Origin of the sequence: Micromonospora sp. NPDC049089, assembly GCF_040648775.1 — a bacterium.
Lineage (GTDB): Bacteria > Actinomycetota > Actinomycetes > Mycobacteriales > Micromonosporaceae > Micromonospora.
Genome location: NZ_JBEZEH010000211.1, coordinates 1 through 12,539 on the forward strand (window position 1 = coordinate 1; position 12,539 = coordinate 12,539).

General features: G+C 69.8%; 8 protein-coding genes. 4 read left to right on the top strand and 4 right to left on the bottom strand.

What is annotated here, in order from left to right:
- Positions 1 to 119 precede the first annotated feature (119 nt).
- A complete protein-coding gene (locus AB0B48_RS27790) occupies positions 120 to 602 on the bottom strand; it encodes a class I SAM-dependent methyltransferase (RefSeq protein ID WP_357206628.1) in 483 nt (160 codons plus the stop codon).
- 292 nt (positions 603 to 894) lie between these two features.
- A complete protein-coding gene (locus tag AB0B48_RS27795) occupies positions 895 to 4,125 on the bottom strand; it encodes a S8 family serine peptidase (RefSeq protein WP_357206630.1) in 3,231 nt (1,076 codons plus the stop codon).
- 181 nt (positions 4,126 to 4,306) lie between these two features.
- On the opposite strand from AB0B48_RS27795, the gene AB0B48_RS27800 reads away from it, so the two are divergent.
- Together AB0B48_RS27800 and AB0B48_RS27805 are read left to right on the top strand one after the other, a co-directional pair.
- On the top strand, positions 4,307 to 4,807 hold the full coding sequence (locus AB0B48_RS27800; RefSeq protein ID WP_091396991.1) for a sigma-70 family RNA polymerase sigma factor: 501 nt from the start codon (positions 4,307 to 4,309) through the stop codon (positions 4,805 to 4,807).
- A complete protein-coding gene (locus AB0B48_RS27805) occupies positions 4,800 to 5,495 on the top strand; it encodes a hypothetical protein (RefSeq protein ID WP_357206632.1) in 696 nt (231 codons plus the stop codon). The genes AB0B48_RS27800 and AB0B48_RS27805 overlap by 8 nt, the downstream gene beginning before the upstream one ends.
- 32 nt (positions 5,496 to 5,527) lie before the next feature.
- Here AB0B48_RS27805 and AB0B48_RS27810 read toward each other — a convergent pair whose 3' ends face one another.
- A complete protein-coding gene (locus tag AB0B48_RS27810) occupies positions 5,528 to 8,062 on the bottom strand; it encodes a hypothetical protein (RefSeq protein WP_357206634.1) in 2,535 nt (844 codons plus the stop codon).
- 176 nt (positions 8,063 to 8,238) lie between these two features.
- Positions 8,239 to 8,901, bottom strand: a complete 663-nt coding sequence (locus AB0B48_RS27815) for a hypothetical protein (RefSeq protein WP_357206636.1) — start codon at positions 8,899 to 8,901, stop codon at positions 8,239 to 8,241.
- 340 nt (positions 8,902 to 9,241) lie between these two features.
- Between AB0B48_RS27815 and AB0B48_RS27820 the strand changes: the two genes are divergently transcribed.
- Positions 9,242 to 10,300, top strand: coding sequence for a HupE/UreJ family protein (locus AB0B48_RS27820; RefSeq protein ID WP_357206638.1), 1,059 nt, complete (start codon positions 9,242 to 9,244; stop codon positions 10,298 to 10,300).
- A gap of 144 nt (positions 10,301 to 10,444) precedes the next feature.
- Positions 10,445 to 12,424 (top strand): metallophosphoesterase family protein, encoded by a 1,980-nt coding sequence (locus AB0B48_RS27825; protein ID WP_357206640.1) that lies wholly within the window; start codon positions 10,445 to 10,447, stop codon positions 12,422 to 12,424.
- The last annotated feature ends 115 nt before the right edge of the window (positions 12,425 to 12,539 follow it).

Consider the following 12,539-nt stretch of genomic DNA (forward strand, 5'->3'; position numbering starts at 1 on the left):
GCGGCACCCAGACCACCCCGCCGCCGACCACCCCGCCGCCGACCACCCCGCCGCCCTCCACCCCCCCGCCCACCCCCCCCCCCCGCCCGGCTCATGTCAACGCTGCGATCAGCCCAGGCTCACCGGATCGGTGTGCCGGTGACACAGGTGAGCACCTGACCCTGACCACGGGTGGCGCTCGACGTGGTCGTGGCGAAACCGTGGGCTTGGAGCAGTGCTTCGGTCGCGGTGACGTTCGCGGTGGCGTGCGCTTCGGTGGGTCGCTCGCCGAAGACGTAGAGCCGTCCTCCCGACGCCAGCAGGCTGCGTATCCGAGCGATCTGCTGCGCTGCGTCGCCCAACCAGAAAAGGCTGACGTTCACCGCGAAGATCTTGGTGAAGTGGCCGGTTGGTAGGTCGGCCGACTCGAACCCTGCTCGCCGGATCTCGGCCCTACCAGCGTCGATGTGGCCCAAGTTCCGTTCGGTAGCGAGCCGCACCATCGTCGCGGCGCGGTCGATGGCGACGATCCGGCCGGTGGTGAGTTGGCCGGCGACCAGGGAGACGGCTGCTCCCCGACCGCAACCGATCTCCAGCACCTGGTCGTCGGGCGTGACGGCCATTGTCTGCACCGCCCAGCGCTGCCGATGGGCGGGCGTCACCCGACTCGGTTCGTCCGCCGCGGGCGTCGTGCCGCCGCTGGACGAACCCGGATCGCGGGTCGAAAGAGTGGACCTCACGACGTCACTCGCCGGTGCCTTCTGCTCACACCTCTGATTCCACCCTGTCAGCGGAGTCGGTGCACCGTGTCCTCGGTCACCGCAGCGGAACGACAGCCGCGACAAGCGATCAGTGCAGGTGATGAAGGTCCGGGGCGGCGGCTCCAGGCGCCGCCACCCCGGACCGGGCAATGCGTCAGGCGATCCGGTAGGCCCGCTGGATCGTCTGGGTGACCGTGTTGCCGGCGGTGTCGGTGGCGGTCAACCGCAGCGAGACGAAACCGGCCCGTCGTGGGTGACTGATCAGCGCGACGTTCCGGATCACCGGGAGGGCGACCCACGTCCGGCCGTCGTCGAACGACGCGGACACGCCGAGCGTGCGGTTCGGCGCCGCCTTCGAACCGGCCTGCCGGTCCAGCGCCACCGGGATCGACATGATCCGGCCGGTCCGTGCCGTGTTGGTGTCGTCGAGCACTGGCGTCGGGCGGGCCGTGGTCAGAGGCAGCCGCTCCGGCGACGTGGTGTGCGCCGAGGTGAAGGTCCAGGCCACCGAGACCGACGTCGACAGCGTGTCCGGTGCGCCTCGGGTGGCGGTCGCCTCCAGCCGGTAAGTCGCCTTTCCGGCGGGCACCGCGAACTCGGCCCACGGGCTGTCCGAGGTGCCGATCTCCTTACCGTCGCGCAGCAGCCGGAACCGCACCGGCTGGTCGTCGCGGCTCGCGGGGCGACCGGTCGCGTCGCCGAACAGGGGCACCGACGCGATCGAGATGGTGTCGCCGTCGCGGCCCGCGTACCCCAGGGGTGACAGGGTCGGTGCCTGGGTCACGGAGGGCCCGAAGGGTGCCGCGTTCCAGGTCTGGCTGTACGTACGCCCCGGCCTGAAGGTCGAATCCTGCGTCGTGGAGTTGTCCCCCTCGACGAACGTGGACGTCCAGACGATGCCGCCGTCGGTGTTGTAGTACTCGGTGCCCTTGAACGGCAGGTCGACAGGCGTGTTCGACCCGATCGGGCCCGAGCCTCCGGGAGCCGACGCGCGGTGGAAACGGATGGCCGTCGCCGCCGTGGACTGGCTGCGGTAGGTCGCCCTGACCGTGGCGAGGTTCTTCGGTGACAGCTTCCTGGTCAGGCCGGTGAACATGTCGCCCCTGCCCACGTACGCCAGGTCGTAGGTGTAGGGGCTGTTGCGGAAGGTGCCGTCCCTGCCCGGTCGGGCGAGCCCGACGCCCAGCGTCGAGGTGAACTCGGGTGCCGCGACGGCGGGCCCGAGCCGGCCGAAGAAGACGTCAGTGAGGGAGACTCCGCTGAGTTGGACGCCCGGGTAGCGCATGCCGTCGTCCCAGTTGGCGCTCACGTTGATCGAGATCGGCGCGGCGTCGTGCTGCGGCACTGTCAACGCGATGGGCTTGGCGTTGCGGGCGTCGACCGCCTCGGTGATCGGGCCGCGTACGTCCAGGACCGGCTGCGCGAGCAGTGTCGACACGGCACCCTCGTGGATGGTGCTGTACAACGCGTACCGCCCCTTGGGCAGCCGCAGGACGCCGCCGCCCGGTGTCGCGGGCAGGGTGCTGAACTCGCCGGTGGTCAGGTTCGCCGCCACTGTCGTGTACTCGGTGGCCGGTCTGCCGTCGCGTCCGGTGTGGTTGAGCCGTACGTCGTAGCTTTCGATCTCACGGTTCAACACGAAGGGCGTCCGTACCCGCAGGTCGCCGGCACCGGTCGCGGTCAGCGCGCCCTGGTAGACGCCGTCCGGGGCGTCCACGCGGGTGTCCACCGTGATCGTCGCCTCGGCCCGGCCACCGGCCGGCACCACCAGCGTGGCCGGGCTGACGGTGAGCATGCCGGCCGGTGCCGGCGCGATGGCCAGCGTCAGGGTGACCGGTGCGGTGCCCGTGTTGCGGTAGCCGACGACCTGGGTGATCGGGCTGTCGTCGGCGTGCGGCCAGCGCTGCACCGGAAAGTCGATGGCGGCGATGTCGGCGGCGACCGGCTGGGCGACCGCGCGGGCGATGTCCACCCGGCCGGCGCCCTGCTCGTAGATGGTGTCCTCGCCGGTCGGCTTGGCCGAGTCCATCAGGGCGGCCTTGAGCTGCGGCCCGGTCCAGTCCGGGTGCTGGCCGGCGAGAATCGCGGCGGTGCCGGCGACGTGCGGGGTCGCCATCGACGTACCCGACATGGTGGCGTAGTCGCCACCGGGGGCGGCGGCCACGATGTCGACGCCCGGAGCGCTGATCTCGGGCTTGATGTGGTTGTCGCCGACGCGCGGGCCCCGGCTGGAGAAGTAGGCCCGCTGGTCGTCGGCGTCTACGGCGGCGACGGCGAGAGCGTCGTCGGCGGAGGCCGGCGAGGAGACCGACTTTGGCTTCCCCTCGTTGCCGGCCGCGACCACGAACAGGGTGCCGTACCGGTTGCTCAGCTCCTGGACCGCGGTCTCCAGCGGGTCGAGGCCGGGTGCGTCGTCGCCGCCCACGCTCAGGTTGACCACCCGGGTCTGCGGCGCGAGCCACTGCATGCCGGTGATGATGTCCGAGTCCTGGCATTCGGTGGTGGCGCAGACCTTGCCGACGAGCAGCTTCGCCCCCGGTGCGACCCCGCGGTACCTCCCGCCGGAGGCGGCGCCGCTGCCGACGATGGTTGATGCCACGTGGGTGCCGTGGCCGACCGAGTCGCCGGGGTCGTTGCCGCCGGTGAAGTCCCGAACCTCGGCGAGGTGGCCGGCGAAGTCGGGGTGGCTGGCGTCGATCCCGGTGTCCAGCACGCCGACGGTGACGCCGGTGCCGTCGAAACCTGCCTGCCACGCCGCCGGGGCACCGATCTGCGGCACGCTGCGATCGAGGGAGACCTTGCGCTTGCCGTCCAGCCAGATGTGGGTGATTCCGGTGGTGAGGGTGCGCGCGGACGGCGTACCACTGGTCAGCGACGTCCAGAGCTTCACCCCGTCGTCAGGGTCCGCGCGGACCGCGAGCGCGTGCGCGGCCGGGAGATCGGCCCGCACCCGGCCGGCGCCCCCGGTGGTCGCGGTCCGTGCCCGCGCCGCCATGTTCTCGGGGTACGCGACCAGCAGCGGCAATTCGGCTGCACGGTCGTCGTAGCCGAACTCGCCGAGCGTGCTCAGGTCGAACAGGCGTCGATCGAGCCGCCCGTCCCGCACCAGCGGCATCGCGTCGACCGGGATGACGTACTGGTGACCGTCCTCCCGGCTGCTCACGAACCGCATGCCGGCCCGACCCGGCCCGCGCTGGATCTGCGGACGCCCCGCCGCGTCCAGCGAAACCCGGTCACCGGTGATCAGGGTGAAGGTTCCGTGGGTGCCGGGGGCCGTGGCCGTCGGCGTCTCCTGCGCGTTCGCCGGTTGGGCGATCAGGCCCGCCGCAACCAGCGCGGTCGCGAGTACGCCGGCTGTCAGGGCGCGTCGTTGCCGTCGTCGCACATCGTCCTCTCCGACACGGGCGTCTCCCGGGTCGGCACGATGACGCCTGACCAGGTCGTCAGGTTGATCACCGTGGTGTGACACAGGCCACAATCGCGCCCCGCGCCGACCTGACCGGTCCACCAGTGCGAGTTCCATGCGGCGGTGACCAGGGGACGAGGCAGGGGAGGGCACCGGTCGGATGCGTGACGCCGAAGAGTTCGACGCCCTCTACGCGGCCTGTGCGGGTCGGGTCGTGGGTCACGTGTACGCGCTCACCGGCAATCGCGCCGAGGCCGAGGACGCCGTCGCCGAGGCGTTCATGCGGGCCTGGCAGCGGTGGGCGACGGTGCGGGAGACGGACAGTCCGGAGGCGTGGGTCCGCCGGGTGGCCTCCCGGATCGCGGTGAGCAGTTGGCGCAAGGCGTTCAACCGGGTACGCGCACACCGCCGGGCCGCTGTCGACCAGGGCGTGCCCGGACTGAACGAGGACCACGTCGCGCTGTTGCAGGCGCTGCAACGACTGAGCGCCAACGAGCGCCGGGCCGTCGTGCTGCACCACCTCAACGACCTCAGCGTCGCGGAGGTGGCAGCCGAGATGCAGGCCCCCGTCGGAACCGTGAAGACGTACCTCGCCCGTGGTCGGAGAGCGATGGCCGGGTTGCTGACCGATGCGCACCAGGAGGAGACCTCCCATGGCTGATCCGCGCGACGATCTCACCGCGATCGTGGACGAGGTCCGGCGAGTCACCACCATGCCGGGGGCACAGGCGTTGCGGCACCGCAGCGACCGGCGTCGGCGACGTCGGACGGCCGTCGGCGCAGCGGGGCTGGCCGTGGTGGCCCTCGCCGCCGGCACCGCACTGGTGCAGGTGCGCGACACCGTCGAGACGCCCGGCGTCGGCCCGGCCACCCAGGCCGCACCGCCGGTGGTCCCGTCGGCGACCGCCTCGGCGGGACCGCAGGAGATCCTCGGTGGCCGGCGGCAGGTCCAGATCGTGCTGCCCGGCATGCGCGGGGCCACGTTGGCGATCGACCGCGACGGCGATCAGATCCGGGCCACCACCGAACAGGGCATCGACGATCGGGCGCTGTGGGTGCTGCGCCCCGAGGGCGACAGGTATCGGATCCTGCTGGCCGCCGGTGCCGAGCCGATCTGCATGACCGTCGTGCACGACGCCGCGCCGGGCAGCGTACGCGGGCGGGCGTGTGATGCCGCCGCCTCGACGCAGCTCTTCCGGATCGACCAGGTGCCGGACGGCAGCTACTCGGTCTTCCAGGGCAAGCGCTACGTCCAGGTGGTCGACGGCACCAACGCCCTGGTTCCCGACCTGCCTGAGGGCCTGACCACCACGTACGAGTTCGAGGACGAAGGGCCTGCCCCGCGCTGAGCGCGAGGCCGGCCCTGTCGCGTCCGTTCCGGTCAGGTCGGGAGACGACGCGGGTTCGACCCCGTCGCGTCCGGGTCGAATTTCGGCGGGCGTGGGTTGAGTTTCGACGGGCGCGGAAGCCAGATCATCCTGTCGACCACGACGGCGGCCGAGGTGACGGTGGTCGAGGTGTAAGTGTCCCGGCTGGCTGTGACAGTGACCGTCAGCCGCTGCCCTAGCAGCGCCACAGGGATCGTGAAGGTCGAGCCGTTCGCGTTCCCGATCTTGACGCCGTTCGCAGACCACTGGTACGAGTAGCGCTGCGCGCTGGGCGTCCATTCGCCCGGGTCCACCGTGACGGTGCCATGGACCGCCATCGTGCCGCTGATGGTGGGTGGCCGGACCGACTGCATCGGCGGGGGCGGGGGTGGGCCGATCGTGAACGCGTTGGCCAGGACCAGCGGCTTGAGCGTCCCGTACGGGTGCAGGGTCAGGGTGGCCGGACCGAGCACTGCGCCGCTGAGATCCACCTCGGCGGTGAGCGTCCGGCGGTCCGCCGAGACCCTCTTCACCCAGGCCCGGATCGGCACCGTGCGGTAGGGGCTTACCTCGACCTTGTCGTCTTGGTGTAACTGGGTCCCGTGGATGGTGATCGTCCTCAGGTCACCGGAGGGCACGGTGCCCGGAGCGACGGACGCGACAGTGGTGACAGCGTTGGCGACCGCGAACCGGTGGTCCTTGAACGTTCGGGACCAAACGCCGTCGGCTCTGAGCCGGATGACCCGCAGACGGTGGGCGCCCTCGGCCGTCGGCGTCCAGGTCACCTGCGCGGTGCGGTCGGCGCGGGCCGGGATGGTCACGTCCGGCCCGCTGTTCATCGAGTAGCGGTAGCCGACGGTGTCGGGCAGGTACGAGCTGAAGGTGAAGGTGCCGGTGGCGAGTCGGCCGCTGCCGTTCTCCGGGAAGTCGACGGAACTGACCTGGGGCTCGTCCGTCGTCGTCCAGACCTGGGTGCCCCTCTCCGTCGGTACGCCGGCGGCGTTACGGGCGATGACGCTCACGTAGTTGTGGCCGATCACCATCGTGCTGAAGCTGAAGGTGACCTTGCCGTTGGCGGACGGACGGAGAACCTGTTTCGTGCTGTCGTCGTCGTTCAGCGTCGCCACGTAATCGACGATGTCGGCCATCGAGCTGTGCGCGGTGAAGGTGGACGAGGTGCCGGCCGCGGTGCTGCCGGTGCGGGTCACGGTCGGTGCCGCACCGTCGACCGTGACGTTCAGCCAGCGAGGGGTGGACAGGGTGCCGTCCGTGCTCCGGCTCTGGATCCGCAGGCCGTCGAGGCGGGTCTCGGTGGCGGTCCAGACGAGGTCGGCGCTGCCGTCCGGACGGGCCGCCAACGTGCTCTTCACCACCGGCCGCTCGTCCAGGCCCGGGTACTCCGGCCAGTACAGGTACTCCACCACCCGCGGCGCGCGCGGGGTGAGGTGGATGGTGAGCGAGGAACCGATCGTCACCTCCCCACCCGTGTCACCGGTGAGAACCGGGGCGTCGTCCACCGCGAACGCGTAGGCGCGCGGAACGTGGGCGGTGCCGTCGTGCATGACGCTGTGGACGTACAGGGTCTGCCGGCCGCCACGGGTCGGGGCGATCATCGCCGTCGCCTTCCCGCGGGCATCCGCCGCAACGGTGCCGGACGGCCCGCCTTCGTCGATCTGCCACGCGAAGGAAGCCGTGCCGGCAACCGTGGCCCGGAACTCGAACGCACCCGGTACGCCGACGTTGTAATCCTGGTTCGGTGTCGACTCCGGGTATGCGGCGGAGAAGACCTCCGGTCGGGTCTCCTTGACGTGGAACGTGTGAACCGCCCGTTCGGACCTGTTTCCCGCGCGGTCGACGGCATGGACCGTCAGTGAGTGGAGAGAGGCTGCCTTGGGCGTGAACGTGACGACCGCCGGCCCTCCGAGACCATCAGCGTCGACAGTGGATTCCTGGTACTCGTCAGGCAGTTCGCCGGAGTAGAACTCGTAGAGGTAGCTGACGGTGTCGGCGGAGGCCGAGGTCAGGGTGAACGTGCCGGGAACACCGATCGCGCCGCTGCCGGCCCAACCGCTGGCCGGGTAATCGGTCGAGGTGACAGTTGGTGCCTCGCCTCCGCTGCGGTCGACGGTGAAGTGGCACGTGTTGCTCCACGGCGACGCGTCCTCGCCGTCGAGGACACGCACCCGCCAGGCGTACGTGACCCCGTCGAGCTGCCGCGACTCGTCCTCGAGTTGGACGTAGACGGTGTTGCTCTCCTCGCCTATCTCGACGAGCCACTGCTGCGGTCGTGCCGGGTCGGTCACGTCCCACACCTGGAAGTCCGCCTGCCGTCCGCCCCGCGGCGTACCGCTGTGGGTGCCCTGTAGCGAGACGGCCTCGGCGCTGCCGAAGCGTTTCGGGTTCAGGTACGGCCCCGGGGCGGCGCTGGCGCAGGGACTACCGGCGGTCTTGAGGTCGGTCGGTGCGCTCGCCGCCGCGGTGGCGGTGGCGGAGGTGAGCCCCACCGCCGCGCCGCAGACGAGCGTCACGGCGACGCCCAGCGACACCATCCGTCGGTGAATGCGCGAAGCGGTACCCAAACCCTGCCTCCACTACCGGTCCCGATCATGATCAATCGGTAGAGGATCGCACGCCGGGCCGATCCACGGCAGCCCGTCTTTCCGGCCCGAGAATCAGCCGAACGGATGCGGCGACCGGGATACCAGCGTGGGAGCCGTCCGGTGTGTCAGAGCCAGACCACGATCCCGGTCAGGTCGTTGAGGACCGCGGCCACGCCCGCGCGGATGGCCGAGGCGCACCGGTCCGCGGTGAACGAGTTCGGGTCGTACGTGGAGGACATCCCGAGCCCCTCGCCACGGAACGACGCGCCGTCCCAGTCGACAGCCGTGACGTTGTGGGTGGGCTCGGCGAGTTCCGCGCCGACCACGAGGAACTTCTCGTCCAGGTGGTTCGGGGTGACCAGCGCGAGCCCGTCGATGAGGTCGTTGCCCGCGCTGACGATGAGGTCCGGGCCCATCTCCATCGCCTTGGCGATGCTGGGAACGGTGTCGTGCGCACTGCCGACGACGATGGTCCTCAGGTCGACGTGCTCGTCGTCGGCCCACTCCTCGACCGCCGTCACGAGTGCCTTGGTCGGGTTGTCCGTACCGCTGGTCAACAGGACGACCCGGTAGTCCTTCGGCGGGTGGACGTCGGCCCACGAGCCGGGCTGCGGGGTGATCGTCGCCTCCGGCGCGGGCTTCGTGGAGGGGTCGACGAAACCCGGGCCGAGAGTGCCGAGGGCGCTGGGCGCCGGACGTGGCTCGGACCAGTCGTCGTTGGAGTTGCAGGCGGAGACCAGCGCGGCGGTCGCGGCCAGCATGGCGACGGCCCGAAGCGGGGGGCGCAAGGTGATCGTCCTCCGGGTGGTGGCGGAAAGTGCGCGTACTTCTTCGTATTCCTATCTCAAATCCGTTCACCGGTAATCGGTGGGCGGTCGTTCGGGGAAGTTGTTCTCCGGCGGTTCGTCGGTGCGCGGGTTGGCGTTCACCCGCGACATGCAACGTGCACTGGCCAACCGAGGGAGTCGAATGTCAGGCCGCATCCGCCGTACCGTTATCGTCGCCGCTGTCGGATTCGCCGCAGCGGTGGTTCCGTTTCTGGGCGCCGAACCGGCGTCCGCGCACGGCTTCTCGTCGACTGTGTACGCGAAAATTGCAGCGGGAGATGAGGGTCACATTCGGACCGGTGTGGAGCTCGAATACGACCTCCTCGTCGTGTCCGCTGCGGATGCCGGCGACGACGACCCGCTCTTCCAGGCGGGAACCGCCGCGTTCGAGGCGGGCGACACCGCTGCCCAGGCCGCCGCGCTGAAGGGTCACGCGCCGGCGGTTCTCCGGTACGTGTCCGACCGGTTCGCTGTGACGTCCCGGGGTGCGGACTGCCGGCCTGCCCAGGTGGGTGACGCGACGATCGGCGAGCGCGAGGGCGTGCCGTACGCCGACCTGCTGCTCGACTGGACCTGCCCGGAGCGGGTCGACGAGCACGTGGTGCGCAGCGGCCTCTTCCCGGATGGTGAGGGCTACGTCAAAGGCACGAAGACGATCGTCACGTACGAGATCGACGGCCGCTCGGGCAGTGCCGCGCTCGATGCCGCCAACCCGTCCTTCTCGACGGCGCAGACCTGGTACGAGCGGTTCGGCGAGTTCTTCCTCCTGGGCGCCGAGCACCTGCTGACCGGGATCGACCACATCCTGTTCCTGCTGGCGCTCATCGCCGGGTCCCGGCGGCTTCGGGAGATCGTGCTCGCGGCCACCAGCTTCACGCTGGCGCACTCGGTGACGTTCATGCTCGCCGCGCTCGGCCTGGTCGAGGTGCCGGCGGTGATCGTGGAGCCGATCATCGCGCTGTCGATCGCCGTCGTCGCCGGTTGGCACCTGTGGGGGATCTGGCGGCGTGGTGAGCACGCGGCTGACCTGGAGACGGCCGGGCGCGGTCACTTCAGCCTGGATCGGGCCGGCTGGATCCGCCTCGGCGTGGTGTTCTGCTTCGGCCTCGTGCACGGCCTCGGCTTCGCGGGCGCCCTGGGTATCGACGAGGCGTGGTCGTGGACCCTGTTGTGGTCGCTGCTGGTGTTCAACGTCGGCATCGAGGTCGTTCAGTTGACAATTATCGCTGTCGTCTTCCCGCTGCTGTTCGTGCTGCGCCGTCGTGCGCCGAAAGCCGGCCTCTGGGCGACCGGAGTCGTTTCTGCGGGCGTGTCCATTATGGGGCTGATCTGGTTTGTGCAGCGCGTTTCTGGATCATGAGCAGGGCTAAGTAGTTCGTGAAGTGCAGTCTTTCGCAAGATCACGTTCATGATCGGTTCATCGGGCGGCGAAAGCGTGGAATTGCTTCCCCAGCGTCGGGTGAAGGCACAATCCATTTCTCTATTTGAAAAGGGAACAATGTCGATGACATTGAGCACCTCGACACGGGCCTCCGCGCTCGTGCGGCGGCGCCTGGTCGCCGGGGTCGCAGCCGGGTTCCTCGGTCTGGGCGCGGCCCTCGGTAGTGGCCTGATGGCCACCGCGAGCGCGGCCGAGTCCACCACGATCAGCAGCGTGATCCTCGGCGTCGGCGCCAACGAGACCCAGCGCATCGTGACCTGGTACTCCTCCGCCGACACCGCGCAGAAGATCCAGCTCGCCCCGACCGCCGAGATCGTCAACGGCGAGTTCCCGGCCGGCGCGGTCAGCTTCGACGCCGTCGGCGCGGCGAACACCTCCACCACCGGGTTCAACCGGCACGCCACGATCAGCAACCTGCGCGAGAAGACCGCGTACTCGTACCGGGTCGGCGCCGAGGGCAGCTGGTCCCCGACGTACGCCTTCAAGACGCAGGACTTCGAGGGCGACTACGACTTCCTCTTCTTCGGTGACCCGCAGATCGGCTCGTCCGGCGACCGGCTCAAGGACCAGGCCGGCTGGGAGGACACCCTGAAGGTCGCCACCGCGGCCAACCCGAACGCGGAACTGCTGGTCTCCGGCGGCGACCACGTCGAGTCCGCCAACGACGAGGGTCAGTGGACCTCGTTCATGGCCCCCGACCAGCTGCGTCAGTACCCAGTGGTCGCCACCATCGGTAACCACGACGTCGGCGGCAAGTCCTACGAGCAGCACCACTTCACCCCGAACACCGACCGCACGGCCCCGTACTACGACAACGGGAACCCGGCAGGCACCAAGTCCGGTGGGGACTACTGGTTCGTCTACAAGGACGTGCTGTTCATCGACATCAACAGCAACAGCTACAAGCTGCCGACCGACGGCAGCAACGCCGGCGACGCCGCGCACGTCTCGTACATCACCGACGTGGTGAACAAGCACGGCTCCGAGGCCAAGTGGAAGGTGCTGGTCTACCACCACTCCATCTACTCGCCGGCCAGCCACTCGACCGACACCGACAACAAGCAGCGTCGGGAAGACTTCACCACTGCCTTCTCGAACCTCGGCATCGACATGGTGCTCCAGGGTCACGACCACAGCTACTCGCGCAGCTACTCCATCAAGAACGGCCAGAAGGAGAACCCGGCCGAGAAGCCGGGTGCCGCCGATGTCTTCCCCGGCCCGGGCGGCGTCATCTACGTGACCGCCAACTCGGCCTCGGGCTCGAAGTACTACGACATCAAGAAGCCGGACGCCACCGGCACCGGCATCAAGGGCAACGGTCCGGACCCGCTGGACCCGGCCAAGTTCTGGTACAACTCCGTGCAGAACCAGGAGCACGTCCGCAGCTACGTCAAGGTGCAGGTGCGCGGCGACAAGCTGGTCCTGGCGAACGTCCGCAGCGGCACCTGCGCGGCACCGAACGCGTCGGTCGAGGCCGGCCTCTCCTGCGTCAACACCCCCGAGGGCCAGCCGGTCGGCTCGATCGTCGACAACGTGACGGTGCACCCGTTCCACGGTGACGGTCAGGCCATCCAGGTCAACGTGCCGAACCCGGCCCCGGGCGAGTTCGGCTGGACGATCGACGGCTACAACGGTCTGGTCGACCTGGGTACCGCGCAGGAGCGCAACGGCACCTACTTCCAGGCCAACGGCAAGATCAACCCGATCCTCGTGTCGGACAGCCGCCGGTCGCTCGCCCCGTGGTCGATCTCGGCCAACGTCGGCGACTTCTCGGACGCCGACAAGACGTTCTCCGGCTCCTACCTCGGTTGGAACCCGTACGTGCTCGACGCCGGCGCGGGTGCCGAGGCCGGTGCCCCGGTCCTGTCGTCGCTCGACGACCAGGGCAAGGGCCTCTCGGTCTCCAGCGCGCTCGCCGCGGCCGCGCAGGGTCACCCGCGTGGCGGCGCCAAGCTCGGCGCTGACCTGGATCTGAAGATCCCGGACAGCATCGCGAAGGGCAGCTACCGCACCACCCTCACGATCACTGCGCTGAGCAGCTGACCGAACGGATCCATGCGGCGGGGGGGGGGCCGTCGGGGGCGGCCCCCCCCCCCCCTTGACCCCCCACAACGGGAGAGCCCACCGCAGTACAACACGCACCCAAAGGTGGTTGTGG

Coding starts and splice junctions, on each gene's coding strand:
- AB0B48_RS27810 (WP_357206634.1), bottom strand. CDS start 8,062: ATGGTGTCGCTGGGCGTCGCCGTGACGCTCGTCTGCGGCGCGGCGGTG.
- AB0B48_RS27790 (WP_357206628.1), bottom strand. CDS start 602: ATGGCCGTCACGCCCGACGACCAGGTGCTGGAGATCGGTTGCGGTCGG.
- AB0B48_RS27825 (WP_357206640.1), top strand. CDS start 10,445: ATGACATTGAGCACCTCGACACGGGCCTCCGCGCTCGTGCGGCGGCGC.
- AB0B48_RS27805 (WP_357206632.1), top strand. CDS start 4,800: ATGGCTGATCCGCGCGACGATCTCACCGCGATCGTGGACGAGGTCCGG.
- AB0B48_RS27800 (WP_091396991.1), top strand. CDS start 4,307: ATGCGTGACGCCGAAGAGTTCGACGCCCTCTACGCGGCCTGTGCGGGT.